The organism is Sphingomonas rhamnosi (assembly GCF_036663615.1).
GTDB lineage: Bacteria > Pseudomonadota > Alphaproteobacteria > Sphingomonadales > Sphingomonadaceae > Sphingomonas.
The window spans coordinates 398,026-415,789 of record NZ_JAXOJJ010000001.1 but is presented as its reverse complement, the minus strand read 5'-3'; the positions used below and the strand labels follow the sequence as shown (position 1 = coordinate 415,789).

15 protein-coding genes are annotated in these 17,764 nt (G+C 67.3%); 7 read left to right on the top strand and 8 right to left on the bottom strand.

Annotated features, from left to right (window positions below; translation table 11 throughout):
* Window positions 1-50 precede the first annotated feature (50 nt).
* Genes U1701_RS02035 through U1701_RS02020 form a run of 4 tightly spaced genes read right to left on the bottom strand, consistent with a single transcriptional unit; the run spans window position 51 to window position 3,602 of the window.
* Window positions 51-779, bottom strand: coding sequence for a FadR/GntR family transcriptional regulator (locus U1701_RS02035; RefSeq protein ID WP_332780858.1), 729 nt, complete (start codon window positions 777-779; stop codon window positions 51-53).
* A 59-nt stretch (window positions 780-838) separates the two neighbouring features.
* Window positions 839-1,456 (bottom strand): LutC/YkgG family protein, encoded by a 618-nt coding sequence (locus U1701_RS02030; protein ID WP_332780857.1) that lies wholly within the window; start codon window positions 1,454-1,456, stop codon window positions 839-841.
* Complete coding sequence (locus U1701_RS02025; protein ID WP_332780856.1) at window positions 1,453-2,847, bottom strand: lactate utilization protein B; 1,395 nt, start codon at window positions 2,845-2,847, stop codon at window positions 1,453-1,455. The genes U1701_RS02030 and U1701_RS02025 overlap by 4 nt, the downstream gene beginning before the upstream one ends.
* Window positions 2,844-3,602 (bottom strand): (Fe-S)-binding protein, encoded by a 759-nt coding sequence (locus tag U1701_RS02020; RefSeq protein ID WP_332781428.1) that lies wholly within the window; start codon window positions 3,600-3,602, stop codon window positions 2,844-2,846. The genes U1701_RS02025 and U1701_RS02020 overlap by 4 nt, the downstream gene beginning before the upstream one ends.
* Before the next feature lie 188 nt (window positions 3,603-3,790).
* Here U1701_RS02020 and rhmD point away from each other — a divergent pair, with 188 nt between their 5' ends.
* The 7 genes from rhmD (at window position 3,791) to U1701_RS01985 (ending at window position 10,619) form a co-directional block, all read left to right on the top strand.
* Window positions 3,791-4,975 carry an L-rhamnonate dehydratase gene (gene rhmD, locus U1701_RS02015; RefSeq protein WP_332781427.1) on the top strand — a complete coding sequence of 395 codons (1,185 nt, stop codon included), beginning with the start codon at window positions 3,791-3,793 and terminating at the stop codon, window positions 4,973-4,975.
* 19 nt (window positions 4,976-4,994) lie between these two features.
* A complete protein-coding gene (locus U1701_RS02010) occupies window positions 4,995-5,864 on the top strand; it encodes a 2,4-didehydro-3-deoxy-L-rhamnonate hydrolase (RefSeq protein WP_332780855.1) in 870 nt (289 codons plus the stop codon).
* The gene (locus tag U1701_RS02005; RefSeq protein ID WP_332780854.1) at window positions 5,861-6,610 is read left to right on the top strand and encodes an SDR family NAD(P)-dependent oxidoreductase; all 750 of its coding nucleotides are present in this window, start codon (window positions 5,861-5,863) and stop codon (window positions 6,608-6,610) included. The genes U1701_RS02010 and U1701_RS02005 overlap by 4 nt, the downstream gene beginning before the upstream one ends.
* Before the next feature lie 163 nt (window positions 6,611-6,773).
* A complete protein-coding gene (locus tag U1701_RS02000) occupies window positions 6,774-7,670 on the top strand; it encodes an amidohydrolase family protein (RefSeq protein ID WP_332780853.1) in 897 nt (298 codons plus the stop codon).
* A complete protein-coding gene (rhaT, locus tag U1701_RS01995; protein ID WP_332780852.1) occupies window positions 7,667-8,743 on the top strand; it encodes an L-rhamnose/proton symporter RhaT in 1,077 nt (358 codons plus the stop codon). Before U1701_RS02000 ends, rhaT begins: the two co-directional genes overlap by 4 nt.
* On the top strand, window positions 8,740-9,804 hold the full coding sequence (locus tag U1701_RS01990; RefSeq protein WP_332780851.1) for a glycoside hydrolase family 43 protein: 1,065 nt from the start codon (window positions 8,740-8,742) through the stop codon (window positions 9,802-9,804). Before rhaT ends, U1701_RS01990 begins: the two co-directional genes overlap by 4 nt.
* Window positions 9,798-10,619 (top strand): alpha/beta hydrolase, encoded by an 822-nt coding sequence (locus U1701_RS01985; protein WP_332780850.1) that lies wholly within the window; start codon window positions 9,798-9,800, stop codon window positions 10,617-10,619. Before U1701_RS01990 ends, U1701_RS01985 begins: the two co-directional genes overlap by 7 nt.
* A 146-nt stretch (window positions 10,620-10,765) precedes the next feature.
* On the opposite strand, the gene U1701_RS01980 is transcribed toward U1701_RS01985, so the two are convergent.
* The 4 genes from U1701_RS01980 to U1701_RS01965 all read right to left on the bottom strand — a co-directional run bounded on the left by U1701_RS01980 (window position 10,766) and on the right by U1701_RS01965 (window position 17,764).
* Window positions 10,766-12,313 carry an MFS transporter gene (locus U1701_RS01980; RefSeq protein WP_332780849.1) on the bottom strand — a complete coding sequence of 516 codons (1,548 nt, stop codon included), beginning with the start codon at window positions 12,311-12,313 and terminating at the stop codon, window positions 10,766-10,768.
* Between the two features lie 142 nt (window positions 12,314-12,455).
* Window positions 12,456-13,571, bottom strand: coding sequence for a beta-galactosidase BglB (gene bglB, locus U1701_RS01975; protein ID WP_332780848.1), 1,116 nt, complete (start codon window positions 13,569-13,571; stop codon window positions 12,456-12,458).
* Window positions 13,572-14,765 carry a glycosyl hydrolase 53 family protein gene (locus U1701_RS01970; RefSeq protein WP_332780847.1) on the bottom strand — a complete coding sequence of 398 codons (1,194 nt, stop codon included), beginning with the start codon at window positions 14,763-14,765 and terminating at the stop codon, window positions 13,572-13,574. It abuts the gene before it with no gap.
* The gene (locus tag U1701_RS01965; RefSeq protein ID WP_332780846.1) at window positions 14,762-17,764 is read right to left on the bottom strand and encodes a glycoside hydrolase family 35 protein; all 3,003 of its coding nucleotides are present in this window, start codon (window positions 17,762-17,764) and stop codon (window positions 14,762-14,764) included. Before U1701_RS01965 ends, U1701_RS01970 begins: the two co-directional genes overlap by 4 nt.

Genomic DNA, 17,764 nt, shown 5'->3' with positions numbered 1-17,764 from the left:
TAGCCCTGGACCCCCGCCTGCGCGGGGGAACGGCCCATAACGGCCACGGCTTAGCCGTCCAGCGCAGCCTCGGTGTCGATCTGCGCCTGCGCGATCAGCGCGGTCGTCGCGGCATGCGCGCCCGCGGCATCGCCCGCCGCGATCGCCTCGAACAGCGCGCGGTGCTGCGGCATCGGGTCGCGCGGACGGCGGTTCATCCGATACTTGAAGATCGTCGTCCACCGCACCGCCGCCGAGATGCTCCCCGACAGGCTCACCAGCAGCTCGTTGCCGGTCGCCTCGAGGATCGTCGTATGGAACAGCTGGTCGGCCGCCTGGCCCTCGGGGGTGTCGAGCCCATGCTGCCCCATCAGCTCCAGGCTATGCCCGAGCAGCGACAATTGCCGTGCGCTGCGCCCCAGCGCGGCGAGCTCCGCGGCGGCGGGTTCGACGATCATCCGCAGCTGGAACAGGCTGCGCACGAACCCCGGCGGCGGCGGCGCCGCGAACATCCAGGCGAGCAGGTCCGGATCGAGCAGGTTCCAGTGATTGCGCTCGCGCACCCGCGTGCCCGCCTTGGGCCGGCTGTCGATCAGCCCCTTGGCGCCGAGCATCCGCAGCGCCTCGCGCACCACGCTGCGTGACACGCCCAGCTGCTCGGCAAACTCGATCTCGCCCAGCAAGAGCGATCCCGGCGGGTGGACCCCGGTGACGATCGCGATGCCCAGGTCGCGCGCGACGCGGACATGAACCGGATCCCACCGTTCGCCTTTGCCGCTCAGCGTGTGTCCCCGATCCATCGGCGGAACGATAGACCGAGTTCGGTCGCCAAGACAAACGCTGTTGCGTCATGTCAGACTTATTGAAGCTGGCCGAGCAGGATCACGTGGAGGAAGCGGGGCCCGTGCGCGCCACGGACATAGGTCCCCTCGATATCGGTGGTGCCCGACACGCCCGTGACCCAGTAATGCGCGCGCGGCATCGCGTCGCCGAGCATCGCATCCTCAAGCTGTGCGACGAGTCCCGGCACGACGACGATGTGATGCAGCGCGAGGAAATTGGGTAGCATCGGCGCGGTCGGACTGGTCTCGAACACCAACGAGCCGGTCTCTGCGACGCCGCAGCGCGCAAAGGCGAGCACGGCGTTCTCGTCGGGTGCGACCTGTTCGTGCAGAGTCATCCCCGACCAGTCGCCCGCCGCGACCCGCGGGTCGGGGGGGACGCACAGGCGGGGCGGCAACCCCTGCGCCGTCAGATAGGTCGCGACCGCGCCCGGCAGTTCGTCGGGCGAACCGATCCGGTCGACGGTCGCCGCGACGCTCGGCAGCGTCAGCATCGCGAGGAAGCTTTCCTCTAGGCGCGCCGGATCGACCCGGGGCCGTTCGGGGGCGATGAGCAACGCCGCGGCTTCCGTGTCGATCGCCGCGGGCGTCGCTGACCCGCCGAGCCGCGCAAGGATCGCGTCGCGCGCAGTCACGACCGGCGGCCCTTCTTGTACTGCGTCATGAATCCTTGCGCGGGCGGTTTCGGCATGTCGCGATACTCGGTCCACGCGCCGGCGAGCGGCAGTTTGCTCAGCCATCCGCCGCGGCCCATCAGCCGCATCGCGCGCAGCGCCGACGCGGTTGCCGCGCGGTACAAGGCCGGCCGCCGCGCGAACCATGCCCAGGTGCCGAGCCCGGCGCGCAGGCTCGTCGGCTCCAGTCCTTCGCGCCAGCTCTTCTCGCGCCAGCCGCGCAGCAGCGTCGGCAGGGGGATCCGCACCGGGCACACTTCCTGGCACTTGCCGTTGAGCGTGCACGCGCCGGCGAGATCGCGGTTCTCCGCCAGCCCGTCGAACGCGGGCGTCAGTACGGCGCCCATCGGTCCCGGATAGGTGCCGCCATAGGCATGGCCGCCGATCTGCCGGAACACTACGCAGTGGTTCATGCACGCGCCGCAGCGGATACAGCGCAGCATCTCGGCGAGGCCGGTCTCGCGCATCATCGTCCGGCCGTTGTCGACCAGCACGATGTGCATCTCTTCGGGTCCATCACGGTCGCCGGGGCGGCGGGGGCCGGTATAGAAGGTGGTGTACTGGCTGAGCGCCGCACCGGTCGCCGAGCGCGACAGCATCCGCAGCATGTGCACGGCGTGTCCCATCGACGGCACGATCTTCTCGATCCCCGCGGTGACGATATGGACGCGTGGCGGCACCAGCGACAGTTCGGCATTGCCTTCGTTGGTGACGGTGCACACCGCGCCGCTGTCGGCGATCAGGAAGTTCGCGCCCGAGATACCGACATCGGCGGCGAGCATCCCTTCGCGCAGATGGCGCCGCGCGCTTTCGGCCATCGCCGCGATCGTTTCTTCCTGATGCGGGTCGCGGTGCTTGGCCTTGAACAGCGCGGACACCTGCTCGCGCGTCTTGTGCATCGCCGGCCAGATTATGTGCGACGGGCGCTCGTCGGCGAGCTGGATGATATGCTCGGCGAGATCTGTCTCGATCCGCGTGATTCCCGCCTGTTCGAGCGCGTGCGGCAGCCCGATTTCCTCGCCCAGCATCGACTTCGACCGCGCCACGCTCTTGGCATTCGCCGCCTTGCAGATCGCGACGACGATGTCGCACGCTTCGTCGGCGGTGCGCGCCCAATGGACCTTGGCGCCCGCAGCCACCGCGTTCGCCTCGAACCGTTCGAGATACAAGCCGAGATTGGCGATCACATGGTCCTTGATCGCCGCCGCCCGGTCGCGCGCGGACTCGAAATCGGGGAACGCCTCGACCGCGATGGTGCGCTTGGCTTCCGCGGTGCCCGCGGTGCGCTCGACTGCAATCTTGAGGTTGCGATCGGCAAGCGCGGTGTCGGCGCGGTCGGTGAAGGCGCTCATGCTTCTTCGCCGATCGCCGGCCCGTCGCCCATGCCCGCAAGCAGCTCGACCGTGTGGAACGCGCGGACCTTCGATCCTTCGCGGTTGAGCTTGCCCGCCATGTTCATCAGGCAGCCGAGGTCGCCGGCCAGCAGCAGCTCGGCGCCGGTCGCGTCGATCGCGGTCGCCTTCTCCGCGACGATCGCGTTCGAGATCGCCGGATATTTGACGCAGAAGGTGCCGCCGAACCCGCAACAGGTCTCGGCGCGGGCGAGCGGCTTGAGGGTCAGCCCGTCGACCGCCGCGAGCAACCGACGCGGCTGGCGCTTGATCCCAAGTTCGCGCAGGCCCGAACAGCTGTCGTGATAGGTACCGGTCGCATCGAGCGCGACACCCTCCGGTTTCCAGCCGCGGACCTCGTCGAGATACGCCAGGATCTCGTACGTCCGTGCCGCCAGCGCGACGGCACGCGGCCCCCATTCGGGATCGTCAGCCAGAATCTCGGGATAATGCACGCGCATGGTCGCCGCGCACGATCCTGACGGGATGACGACATGGTCATAGGGTTCGAGCATTGCGATCGCGCGCCGCGCCAGGTCGGCCGCGGTGTCGCGGTCGCCCGAATTGAGCGCAGGCTGCCCGCAACAGGTTTGCGCCTCGGGCACCACGACCTCGCACCCGGCAGCCTCGAGCGCGCGGATCGCGGCAAAGCCGATCTGCGGACGCATCAGGTCGACCAGGCAGGTGACGAACAGCGCCACACGCGGATGCTGCATCGTCTCGGAGTCTTCGATCCGCTGCACCCGCTTTTCCTCTACCCGGCCGAGTCTACGTTTGACGCGGCCTTTCTCATCAAGTAACGACCTATCCCATAAAGTGAGATAAAGTAAACATCGCCGACGCCGCGCGTTTCCCGGTTCGAGGAGGCGGCGGGGAGGGGAATGAGGAGCTTATAGTGACGATCGTGTCCTTTCCCAAGATCAAGCATGTCAGGGCGTTCGTCGTCCGCGGCGGCGGCGCCGACTACCACGATCAGGGTGCGGGCCACTGGATCGACGACCACATCGCGACGCCGATGAGCCGCTATCCCGAATATCGCCAGTCGCGCCAGAGCTTCGGCATCAACGTGCTCGGCACTTTGGTGGTCGAGATCGAGGCAGACGACGGCACGATCGGCTTTGCGGTCACGACCGGCGGCGAGCCCGCGGCGTTCATCGTCGAGAAGCATCTGGCGCGCTTCCTCGAAGGCCGCAGCCCGACCGAATATGAGAAGATCTGGGACCAGATGTACTTCTCGACGCAATATTACGGCCGCAAGGGGATCGTCGTGAACGCGATCTCGGGCGTCGATCTCGCGCTGTGGGACCTGCTCGGCAAATTGCGGCAGGAGCCGGTCTATCATTTGCTCGGCGGCGCGGTGCGCGACGAGCTGCAATTCTACGCGACCGGCGCGCGCCCCGATATTGCCAAGGAATTGGGCTTCATCGGCGGCAAGATGCCGCTCCACCACGGCCCCGCCGAGGGGCCGGAGGGCATGAAGAAGAACATCGCGATGATCGCCGACATGCGCGCGAAGTGTGGCGACGATTTCTGGCTGATGCTCGATTGCTGGATGGCGCTCGACGTCGACTACGCCACCCGCCTGGCGATCGCGGCGCACGAACATGGTCTGAAATGGATCGAAGAGGCGATCAGCCCGGACGACTATTGGGGCTATGCCGAGTTGAAGCGCAACGTCCCCAAGGGGATGCTCGTCACCACCGGCGAGCATGAGGCGACGCGCTGGGGGTTCCGCATGCTGCTCGAGATGGATTGCTGCGACATCATCCAGCCCGATGTCGGCTGGTGCGGCGGCGTCACCGAGCTGCTCAAGATCTCGGCCCTCGCGGATGCGCACGGCAAGATGGTCGTGCCGCACGGCTCCTCGGTCTACAGCTACCACTTCGTGATCACGCGACACAATTCGCCGTTCGCCGAATTCCTGATGATGCATCCGGGGCCGACCGAAGTGGTGCCGATGTTCCACCCACAGCTGATCGGCGAGCCCGTGCCGCAGAACGGTCGCCTGAAGGCCAGCGCGCTCGATGCGCCGGGCTTCGGCGTCGAGCTCAATCGCGATATCCCGATGCACCGCCCCTACACCCACTGATAAATCGAGAGCCGATCCCATGAAATTGTGCCGCTACGGTCCGCTGGGCCAGGAAAAGCCCGGTCTGGTCGATGCCGATGGTCGCATCCGGTCGCTCGCCGACCATCCCGACTTCACGCCCGAGACGCTGGCGCCCGACGCGCTCGCCAAGCTCGCCGCGATCGACGTCACCACGCTGCCGCTCGTCGAGGGCACCCCGCGCTACGGCGTGCCGATCGCGAACGTCGGCAAGATCGTCGCGATCGGGCTGAACTACCGTGATCATGCGATCGAATCGAACCTGCCGATCCCGTCCGAGCCGATCATGTTCGGCAAGGCGCTCTCCAGCCTGACCGGCCCCAACGACCAGGTCATGCTGCCAAAGGATTCGACGCATAGCGACTGGGAAGTCGAACTCGGCGTCGTGATCGGCACCACCTGCCGCTATGTCGAGGAAGCCGACGCGCTTACCCATGTCGCCGGCTACGTCCTCGCCAACGACGTGTCGGAGCGCTTCAACCAGAAGCAGCGCGGCACGCAGTGGAGCAAGGGCAAGGGCCACGACACCTTCTGCCCGGTCGGCCCCTGGCTGGTGACCGCGGACGAGGTCGGCGATCCGCAGGACCTTGCCATGTATCTCGACGTCAACGGCGAGCGGATGCAGACCGGCAACACCGCGACGATGATCTTCTCCGTCAAGGAAATCATCGCCTATGCCAGCCAGTATGTGACTCTGTTCCCCGGCGACATCGTCATCACCGGCACCCCGCCGGGCGTTGGCGAGGGCAAGAAGCCCGAGGCGGTATACCTCAAGGCAGGCGACGTGATGGAGCTCGGCATCGCCAAGCTCGGCACGCAGCGCCAGGACGTCGTCGCCTGGCGGCATCTGGGCGCGGGCAAGCTGGCATGAGTATCTATGCGGGACGGTTCGACGGTCGCTGCGCGATCGTCACCGGCGGCGCCTCCGGCCTCGGCAAGGACGTCGCCAAGCGGATCGTCGCCGAGGGTGGCAAGGTCGTGCTTTGGGATCTGAACGCCGAGGCGCTGGCGGCGGCGAAGGACGAAGTCGGCGCTGTCGACATCGTCGCGCTCGACGTCTCGGACCAGGCCGCGGTCGAGGCGGCCGGCGCGGCGAGCGCAGCGGCACTCGGCAAGGTCGACATCCTGATCTGCTCGGCGGGGATCACCGGCGCGACCGGTCCGGTGCACGAATATCCGCTCGACAGCTGGCAGCGGGTGATCGACATCAACCTCAACGGGCTCTTCTATTGCTGCCGCGCGGTCGTCCCGCATCTGCTGGCGAACGGCTATGGCCGGATCGTCAACCTCGCATCGGTCGCGGGCAAGGAGGGCAATCCCAACGCCTCGGCCTATTCGGCATCGAAGGCGGGCGTAATCGGGCTGACCAAGTCGCTCGGCAAGGAACTGGCGACGAAGAACATCATCGCCAATGCGCTGACGCCCGCGACGTTCGAAAGCCCGATCCTCGACCAGCTGCCGCCGAGCCAGGTGGATTACATGCGCGGCAAGATTCCGATGGGGCGGCTCGGCGAGATCCACGAATCGACCGCGATGGTGTGTTTCATGGCCTCGGAGGAATGCAGCTTCACGACGGCGTCGACCTTCGACACCTCGGGCGGACGGACGACGTTCTAGACACGCATGACAGCGCCCGTTTCCTTGTTCCCCCGCGAAGGCGGGGGTCCAGACTGGGCCCCCGCCTTCGCGGGGGAACAAGAACCTAGGTGGAGTCGCCCGTAATCTCGACGCCGCAGTCGCTCGAACGAAGCGACACGGCGCCAGCCCCGGAGAGGCTAGCATGATCCCGTTCGTCGATGCCCATATCCACCTCTGGGACCTGGCGCAGATCCATTATGCCTGGCTGACCCCGCCGTTCGCCGAAGACGGCCCCAATGGCAGTGTCGCGGCGATCGCGAAGGATTACGGCCTCGCCGACTACCGCGCGGACCTCGCCAAGTGGAACGTCGTCGGCGCCGTCCATGTCGACGCGGGCGCCGACCCGGCACAGGCGCTCGACGAAACCCGCTGGCTCGAGGGGCTGGGCGACGCGTTGCCGACCGGAATCGTCGCCTACGCCCCGCTCGACGACCCCGCGGTCGAGCCGCTGCTTGCCGCGCACGCCGCGTTCCCGCGGGTTCGCGGCATCCGCCAGATCGTCAACTGGCATACCGATCCGCTGCGCACCTACACCCCCAGCGACGTCACGCAGGACGACCAATGGTGGGCGGGTTTCGGTCTGCTCGGCAAATACGGGCTGTCGTTCGACCTGCAATGCTATGCCGGGCAGATGGCGGGCCTCGCGCCGCTGATCGCACGGCATCCCGAAATCCCGGTCATCATCAACCATCTCGGCATGCCCGTTGTAAGCGACCCCGATGGCCTTGCCGAATGGCGTCACGGCCTGCGCACGCTCGCCGCGATCCCGCACGTCGCGATCAAGCTGTCGGGGCTCGGCTTCCTCGACCGCCACTGGACGTTCGACCAGGTCCGCCCGTTCCTCCTCGAAGCGATCGACCTGTTCGGCACCGAACGTTGCCTGTTCGCGAGCGATGCCCCCACCGACACGCTGTTCGCGCCGGTCGACCGCTATCTCGACGCCTATCACACTATCGCCGCCGATTTCGCCGAGGACGAACGCCGCGCGATGTTCGCGCGCAACGCCAACCGCATCTATCGTCTGGGACTGGACCTATGAACCCGTTGGTCGGCGTCATGTACCATTGGCTCGGCGGTCTCGCTTCGGCCAGCTTCTACGTGCCGTTCCGCGGCGTGAAGCGCTGGTCGTGGGAAATCTACTGGCTGACCGGCGGTATCGTCTCGTGGCTGTTCGCGCCGTGGTTCTTCGCGTGGCTGCAGACCGAGGATCTGCTTGGCGTGCTGGGGCAGGCGCCGCAATCGGCATTCTGGTGGCCGATCGTGTTCGGGGTGCTCTGGGGGTTCGGTGGCCTCGGCTACGGGCTGACGATGCGTTATCTCGGGCTGTCGCTCGGCATGGCGGTGGTGCTCGGGCTGTGCACCGTGTTCGGAACGCTGATCCCGCCGCTGTTCGCCGGGGACTTCCACGAAAAGCTGCTGGCGACCAACTCGGGCCGGATCGTGCTCGCCGGAATCGCGCTGACCTTGGTCGGGATCGTCATCGTCGCCTTTGCGGGCGCGAAGAAGAATGCGTTGCTGACCGCCGAGCAGAAGGCCGCGGTGGTCGCCGAGTTCGACTTCCGCAAAGGCATCGCCGTCGCGATCGCCGCGGGGATCATGTCCGCCTGCTTCGCCTTCGGTCTCGCCGCGGGCGAGCCGATCAAGGCGCTGTCGGCGGCGGCGGGCACCGGGCCGCTCTGGACCGGGTTGCCGGTGCTGTGTCTCGTCATGTTCGGCGGCCTGATCACCAACGGGCTGTGGTGTGCGGTCCTGATCGTGAAGAACCGCAGCGCGGGCGAATGGGTCGGCCACACGAACAAGGACGCCAAGGATGGAACCGGGCGCCCGCCGCTGCTCGCCAATTTCGCGCTCAGCGCCCTCGCCGGCGTCACCTGGTATTTCCAGTTCTTCTTCTACACGATGGGCGAAAGCCAGATGGGGCGCCTCGGCTTCTCCAGCTGGACGCTGCACATGGCGAGCATCATCATCTTCGGCACGCTCTGGGGCTTCGCCTTTCGCGAGTGGCGCGATGCGGGCGCTAGCATCAAGGCGACCGTCTGGAGCGGCATCGCGGTGCTGGTCCTCGCCACGGTCGTGATCGGCTATGGCAACAGCCTGGCGGTCGCGGCGTGAAGGCGTTCCTGCTCGCAGGACTGCTCGCGCTCATCGGGGCTGCGCCTGCACGGCCGACGCTCGACGCGCCGCTGGTGATGACCGCGATGCACCTCCACGACCCGTGGATCGTCGCAGACACGGCGACGCGCACCTACTATCTCTTCACGCGCAACGAAGCCGCGATGACCGGCGATAAACGGCTCGGCACGATGGTCTATGCGAGCCGCGACCTGAAGCATTGGAGCAGGCCCAAGCTCGCCTTCGTGCTGCCGGACAAGGTCTGGGCGAAGGCGGGCAGCTGGGCACCCGAGGTGCATGCGTGGAAGGGGAAATGGTACCTTTTCACCACCTTCCACGATTCCGCGTCGCCGATCGGCGTCAACGGCACGCGCACGACCTACCGCCGCGGCACCGTGCTCGCGGTCGCCGACCGGGTGGACGGGCCGTACACGCTGGTCCGCGGCGGCGAGCCGATCGTGTCGAAGGACCTGATGACACTCGACGGCTCGCTCTATGTCGACCCGAAGGGCAAGCCCTGGCTCGTCTACGCGCACGAATGGTGGCAGACGACGGTCGGCACGATGGAGGCGATCCCGCTCACCGACGACCTCGCCGCCGCCGGTCCGCCGCGCCTGCTCTTCCGCGCGAACGCGGCGCCTTGGGTGGTCGGGCAGAAGCAGCCCGATGGCGACACCGTGTTCGTCACCGACGGCCCCGAACTCTATCGCAGCAAGACGGGTAAATTGCTGATGCTGTGGTCGAGCTACGGCAAGAAGGGCTATGTGGAGGCGCAGGCCCGGTCGACGTCGGGCGATCTCGCGGGCCCGTGGGAGCAGCTCGGCACGCTGGTCGAGCGCGATAGCGGGCACGGCATGCTGTTCCACACATTCGACGGGAAACTGATGATGATCGTCCACCGCCCCTTCAATTTCGCGCTCGGCAAGCTCTACGAGATGCGCGACGATGGCGACCGCCTGTCGGTGGTGCGCGAGGCGACCGAGCTCGACGGCGAGGCCTATCCGACGCACCCGTGCACGCCGGGCCATTCGTCGTTCGACGGGGCGAAGCCGGGATGCTGATGCTCGACGCCGACATCCTGTGGCCGCTGTGGAGCGATGCAGCCGACGTCACCTTCGACGATCCCGGCGTGGCGCCCGAGGCTGCCATCGTCAAGGCGGTCGAGGAACCTGTCCTGCTCGGCTATTACCCTGAGGTGCCTGACGGCCGCGCCATGTTGGTGCTGGCGGGCGGCGGCTATACCGCGCTGATGGTCGGGCGCGAGGGCGTGCAGGTCGCGCGGTGGCTCACCGGCCTCGGCTACACCGCCTATGTGCTGGTCCACCGTTTTCCCGATACGGCGAACGGCCCGTCCGCCTCGCTCGACGACGCGCGCGAAGCGCTGCGGCTCATCCGAGGGCAGGGCCATGACGCGGTCGGCGTCGTCGGCCTGTCCTCCGGCGGCCACCTCGCGGCCTGTCTCGCCGCCGAATACCCGACCGAATGGACGTCGCGATCCGAAGCGGCGCGTCCCGACCTGTTCGTCATCGGCTACGCGCCGATCTCGACCAACGCCAAGGGCCGCACCATCGTCGCCGACAAGCCGCCGCTGCCACAGGTCGAGAAGCAGGCGATGTACGACCGGCTCCAGCCCGACGCGCAGCTCCTGCCGTCACCGCCGCCCGCGTTCATCGTCTATGCCGGCAACGATCCCGTCGTCCCGGTCGAGAATGCGCGCCGATTGCACGCCGCGTGGCAGGCTGCAGGCGGCGATGCGGAACTCCACGTCTTCGCCGACGCGCCGCACGGCTTCGCGCTCGATACACCGGGGCTGCCGGTTTCGGTCTGGCCGCTGTTGTGCGCGGCGTGGCTGCGACAGGTCGGGTTCCTGGACTGAACGCGTCCGCGGATGCTGTTCCCCGGCGAAGGCCGGGGCCCAGTTGGGGGACGTAAGGAGTTAGTCGAGAGGCTTTCGCAACTGGGCCCCGGCCTTCGCCGGGGAACGTCAGCGGCTCGGCCGTAGCGCCTCCGCGGCTTAAGCGATCACTTGGCCCGAGCCTCCGCCACCGGATTGTTCCCCCACAGCCGATCATACGACCAACCCGACAGGTCTTCCACCACGCGCGCATTCTCGGGCGTCGTCGGCGTCCGCGCGCCACCCCGGAAATGCTCGATCTCCTCCAGCAATATCGCATGCGTGCGCGGCGTCAGGCGGAAGCGGGTCGACACCAGCACCCCGAACACCAGCATCGCGATCGTGCCAACGCCCAGCACGCCGACGATCGCTGCGATCGCGGTCGGGCTCTGCGTCGGCGCCTTGGACAGGAAGCCCGACGCCTGCATCACCTGCCCGACCAGGATCACCGCCAACGCCTGGCTCATCTTCCGCACGAACGTCATCACCCCCGCAAACGCGCCCTCGCGCCGGCGCCCGGTGACGATCTCGTCGACATCGGCCATGTAATTGTACGTCGCCCAGGGAATATAGTTGAGCGCGCCGCGCCCCAGTCCGGCGAACACCACCGGCAGCCAGAACAGCGCCGACGTCGCGGTATAGCCGGCGCCGTACATGCCGAGGAAGATCAGCACGCCGATCGCGAAGCTCATCGCCGCGAACCGGTACGCCGCGGCCGGCGACAGCCGCAGCGCGAAGTTGATCGCCAGCACCACCGCGACCAGCTGAACGATGTACGTCACGCCCACCAGGTTCGCGACGATCGCGGTCGATCCGGCCAGCGCGAAGATCACGAAATAGGTGAAGGCCGCGTTGTAGATGTCCTGGCTGATATAGCCGCCCAGATACATGCCGAGGTGCAGCCGGAACGCGCGGATCCGCAGCGTCGAAAACAGATTGCGGTACAGCGCCTTGAACGCCGCGCCGAGCGTCGGGCGCTCCTCGGCGTCCTCGACCGCGTCGAGCCCCGGCGGCCGCTGCCGCTCCCAGCTGAACGCATAGAGCAGCCCCGCCGCCGCCATGAACAGCACGGAGAAGATGATGCCCATATACAGATAGGTATCAGGCGAATCCGGCCCGAGATACGCGATCAGCCACCCCGGCAGGAACGCCGCGCCGATCGCCGAGCATTGCCCGAGCAGGATCCGCGCACCGGCGAACTTCGCCTTGGTCTTGTAGTCGGTCGCCATTTCGGAGGCGAGCGTCTCGTACGGGATGATCTCCATCGCGTAGACCATCTCGAACAGCACGTAGGTGACGAGGTAATACCAGAAATTCTGCCCCGCGACCCACATGATCGCGAACGACGGCAGCAGCGGGATCGCCGCCAGGATGAAGAACCGCCGCCGCCCGAATTTGCGCCCCAGCCAGCTGCGCCCGAGATTGTCCGACAGATGCCCGATCGTCGGGCTGGTGATCGCGTCGAGCACGCGCGCGGTGCCGAAGATGATCGTCGCCTCGGACGCGGAGAGCCCGCAAAAGCTGGTGTAGAAGATCAGGATCCACGTCGAAATGACCGCCATCGACCCCGCGCCGAGCACGTCGTTCGAGCCATAGGCGAGGAGGTTGTACCAGCGCACCGGACGCGCGGGGGCCAGTGGCATGGCAGGGATGGCGTCGACTGGCGTACTGGCCATGGGCTTCCTCAACTAGACGATGCTGTTCCCCGGCGAAGGCCGGGGCCCAGTTGGCGAACGGTGGTACCGGGCGTTGCGCGTTTCGCGTCTCTTCGCCCAACTGGGCCCCGGCCTTCGCCGGGGAACAGCCGTCCCGTTCGGATCAGATATACGTGCGCAGGAACTCGGCGAGCGCGACCATCGCCAGGCTCTGGCCATAGGGCATCGAGGTCAGGCGGATGTCCTTGTAGAATTGCAGCGTGTCGCCCATCGCGGTGCCGAAGCTGACCTGCTGCAGTTCGCCGGCGTCGTCGATGTTGGCGAGCACGCCGCGCACCGCCCTGATCCCGACCTGCTCATAGTCGCGTGGCAGATAGCCCTTCCGCACGCCCTTCAGGATCCCGTACGCGAAGCCCGCGGTCGCCGACGCCTCCAGATAGCTGGTCGGGTCCATGATCAGCGTGTGCCACAGCCCGGTCTCGGCATCCTGCGTTTCGGCGAGCGTCTTGACCTGCGCTTCGAGCGTGTCGATCAGGAACATCCGCAGCGCATCGCCTTGCGGCAGGTCGAGGATCTCGATGATCTCGGGGATCGCGATCGTCACCCAGCAATTGCCGCGCGCCCACAAGGCTTCCGCAAAATTGTGCCGTCCGTTGAAATCCCAACCGTGGAACCAGAGCCCGGTCTTCTTGTCGAACAGGTATTTGATATGGACGAGGAACTGGCGCTTGGCCTCCTCGACATAGTGCGGACGGTTGAGCAGCAGCCCGATCTTGGCGAGCGGCAGCACCGACATCATCAGCGTGTCGTCCCACATCTCGCCCGGATTCTCGTCGTTGAAGACGATGTGCTGGAAGCCGCCTTCCTCGGTCTTGGGCAGGCCGTCCGACGCCATCAGCCATTCGGCCCAGGTGTCGAGATAGGGGATGTAGCGCGGATCGGGCTCGCGCTCGTAGAGATAGGCGAGCGTGATGAACGGCGCCATCGTGTTGATGTTCTTGGTCGGCGTGCCCTCGGCGAAGCGATCCTCGAACCATTGCTTGATGATGCCGAGCGCGGCCTGATCGCCGGTCTGCTCGTAGTAACGCCACATCCCGAACAGGCCGACGCCGTGGGTCCATTCCCAGCCGGCCCAGCCCTTGGTGTCGATGATCCGGCCGTCTTCGAGATGCAGCAGGAACTCGCCGGTCTCGTCCTTGATGTTGACGAGGTTGTCCATCAGCTTGGCGATCGCGTCGGTAACCTCCGCGCGGGGGATGTCGTGAGTGAGGGCGGCCAATTAAACTCTCCTGGTGAGATGATAGTCGCGCGCCATCGTCCGATAGAGCGCGAGGAATTTCGGGTCGGCGTCGTAGCGGCCGCCGGTATCTTCGGGGTGCGCGGGCGCCGCGGTTACGCTGCCGGGCGCCTCGGCGACATTGGCGCCTTGCGACAGCAGATCGGGTTTCGCGCCCTCGCCGGCACTGGCGCCGCCGCGCGTGAAAATCGCTTCCTGATGGCGCGTCGGCTCCCAGATAAAGCTGCCCCAGCCATGCGGCTGCGCGTGGACGAGATCGTTGAGGTAGCGTTTGCGCGACGAATATTCGAGCGCGAGCAAGCCCATGTCGGGATAGCGCTTCGCGAATTCGGTAAAGGTCCGCTGCCAGTCGCCCTGCGCGGCCTGCTGGTAGCAGGAAAAGCCGATCGCATCGGGCCGAACCCCGCGCTGGAGCAGATTGTCGGTCCAGTATTGCACGATCGGCCAGTGCCGGCCGAGATGATTGTGCAGCGCGACCTTCGCCCCAGGGGTCGTCTCGCGTGCCCCGGCAATCCCGGCCTTGAGCAACGCGGCGAACCGGTCATAGCCGCCCGCGCCCTGCACGTTCAGATGCACGCTGTCGGTCGCGGGATTGCCGGTCGGGATCGTCAGCGGCACGCGACCATCGGGCCACAGCATGCCGAACGTCGTCTCGTTGCCGATCACGACCAGATCGGGCGCGACGCCCGCCGCGTTCAGCGCCGCCAGCGTCTGCGTCGTGTGGCGATGCACCGCATCGACCAGCTTGGCGAAAGGCAGCGCGGCCCAGTCGGCGGGCTTGGTCTGTTTCTGCGGATCGGCCCAATTGTCCGAATAGTGCAGCGTGAACGAGAAGTGGAAACCCGCCGCCTTGATGCGCTTCGCGAACGCGATCGTCTGTTCGATCCCGCACCACGGACCGCCGAGTTTGCCCAGCGAATAGCCGCGCTCGGGCGCCACGAACACCCGCAGCTTGATCGCGTTGAACCCGAAATCGCGCAGGATCAGCAGCGGGTCCGTCCGCACGCCATCGACATAATAGGTCGCGCCCGCCGCTTCGTCCTCGGGGATCCACGACACGTCGGCGCCGAGCAGATAGCGCGACGGCCGGTCCCCCGCCGATGCACGCGCGGCCGGCGCCAGCGACAGCAGCCACGCCGCCCCCGCGCTGGTGCCAAGACCGCGCCGCGTGATCATGGCCGCGCGCCCTTGAGCGCGGACGGCACCGTCGGCGCCGCCACCATCGCCACCGGCACGCCACCCTTCAGGTTGCGCATCGTCACCAGCGTCACGGCTTCGAGCGCATCGCCCGGCGCGCCATCCGACGTCACCGCCAGCGCAACGGTGTTCGTGCCGCGGTGGTTCAGGATGCCCTCTGGGATCGGGAACACGCGCTGCGGCCCGACATGCGCGATGAACTGGCCCATGTTCCAGCCGTTGACGAACATCAGCACGCGGTATTGCGCGACCGATCGCGGCGTCGCCGTGTCGCCGAACGCCAGCGCGATCGTCGCGTCCTGCCCCTTGGGAACGGCCAGGTCGAACCGCGCGCGGTACCAGCTGGTCCCCGCCGTCGCGGTCGTGGCCGGAAGGCGCGCCGCGGCCCAGCGGCGATCGTCGAGCCCGGGCAGGTACCAGCCCGCGCGCTCGCCATATTGCCCGCCAGTGTTCATCGGCCCGCGGACCGGATCGGCCAGGTCCTCGCCGCCCTGGCGCCCTTGGATCTTCCACGCGATCGGCACCGTAAAGCTGCGCCCGCCCGGCGCCGCGATCGACGCCGAGATCAGCCCGCGCGCTTCCTTGTGGAAATCGTCGGCGTCGAGGTCCCAGTTATGCCCGTTGTTGCGCACCATCACGCTCAGCACATGCTCGCCGGGCGTCTGTGCGGCGACGGGCAGCGCAAAGCTGGCGAGCGCGGTGGTGATCGGCCGCGGCAGCCCGACCGGCAGCTCGTGCTGCCCGACGAATTTGCCGTCGAGCCAGACCTGCAGCATTCCCGCGCCGCCGCCGCCATAGAACAGCGCGATCGATTTCGCGTCCGCTGCGCCGGTGAAGCGCCCGCGATACCAGACGTCACCCTCGTGGAAGCCGTAGGAATCCATCGTCAGGTTCGGCTGCCCGTCGGGCTTTGCGGTGATGCTCGCGCTGCCGCGCGTGTCGATCGCCTGCCAGCGCGAATCGTCGAACGCCGGGTCGGCCTCGGGCGAACCCTTTGCCATCCGCCAGTCGGTCAGCGCGGGCAGCGCAATCGCGGCGGGGCCGGGGAGGGTGCCGGTACGGCTGCCGAGCGCCAAGGCGGTGACCGCGAGCGGCGCGCCGTTCCACCGCACCGATTTGGCGGAGGCCGGCGCCCAGATCTCGATCGGCGTCTGCGCATCGGTATCGCCGGCCAGCGCGAGCGTGCCGGTGTCGATCGTCGCCTTGCGGAGCAACGCCGGCCCGCGCACCAGCGCGGGTCCGTCACGCCAATAGCGCACCGCCTCGTCCTCGTCGGCCAGGATCAGCGTAGCCGTCGGCCGGCCACCGCCCTCGACCCGTATCACTGCACGGCCCCGATGCGCGTAGCCGAGCTTCAGGTCGCCCTTGGCCGCATCGAACGCGCTGGTCACGGTGCCTTCGAGCACGGTGACCTTCGGCGCGGTCGCATAGCGCAACACCGTTTCGCCGGGCTCGCCGACGCGCCCGTAGAACAGCATCAGGTCGGTACCGTCGATCGTCAGCGCGGTCTGCAGTTCGGACGTCGAATAGACCAGCCGCTGGCCACCCAGGGTCACCCCCGCGACCAGCCACTTCGCGTCCAAGCCGTTGAGCCGCATCGGCAGCGTGTAGCGCCCGTCTGGCAGCTCCGCGGTCACCGTGAAGCTGTCGTCGGTCCGCCCGTTCGACGGTTTGTGCGTCACCATCAGGAAGCGCGCGTCGGTCTCCGGATTGCGGTTGTGATAGACCTGCACATTGGCCGACGACACCTGCACCGGCGGCGCGGGCACCATCCCGGCGAGATCGGGCACCGTCGCGATCAGCCCGCCGAGCTGCTTCATCTCCAGTGCCTTGGGGCGGATGCCGCGGTCCTCGGAAATCGCCGATCCGTAATCATAGCTGGTGAACACCACCGGCCCCGGCAGCCAGCCCCAGCTGGTGCCGCCATAGCCCATATACACGCTGTGGATGTCGATGCCGTTGGCCAGGTTGGTGCCGTAGAACACCCGTTGGAACCGCTTGCCGCGCTGGATCGCGTTGCAGTCGTAGCCGCCGTTGGAGCCCCAATAGTCGAACCAGCCGCCGCCGAATTCGGCGAGGAACGCGGGCGTATCGGGCGAAGCGCTGGCACCGCCCTTCGCGCCGCCGGGGCCATAGAAACCCCAGTCGGGCGCCGCGCTGCCGCGCGTCGGCGTCCCCGCGACGGTGCAGGTGCCGCCGGGATAGCCGTCGAACGCATAGAGGTCGTTCGGCCCCTTCACGACGTTCGCGACCGTCGAGCTCTCGGGCACCCAATAGCCGTTGCGGCCCTGGTCGTTGTGGAAGATCGGCACGGTGATGCCGTCGGCGCGCGCCTTGGCGTACAGATGATCCATGTAGCGGCGCTGCGCGGGTGTCGTCAGCGCCAGTTCGTTCTCGATCTGGTGCAGGATGACGCCGCCCTTGCGGCCTTTCACGGTGTTGATCTGGTGCCGCGCGATGATCGCATCGACCTGGGTCAGCCATTCGTCCGCCGCTGCCATGTACGCGGGATCATCGGTCCGCGCGCGGCCGCGCTGGTTGACCAGCCACCCCGGAAAGCCGCCGCGCGACAGTTCGGCGTTCACATAGGGCCCGGCCCGCGTGATGACGTAGAGCCCTTCCTCCTCCGCCATCATCAGCGCGCGTTCGACGTCGCGCACGCCGGTGAAGTCGTAAACGCCCTGTTTCGGGCTGTGATACCCCCAATCGAAATAGAGCGCGACGGTGTTGAACCCGCTCGCCTTCAGCTTCTGCAGCACGTCGCGCCACAGATCGGGGCTGGGCAGGCGGAACGGGTGGAACTCGGCCGACCAGATCAGCTGGCGCTTGCCGTCGATCATCAGCGAGCGCGCATCGTAGGACACCCGGCCGAACGTCTTCACCGGTGCGGACAGATTCTCGGTCGGCCGCGCGACCTGCGCATGGGCGGAGACCGCGGGCGTGCACGACAGCAACAGCGCGGTGATGAGGCGACGCAC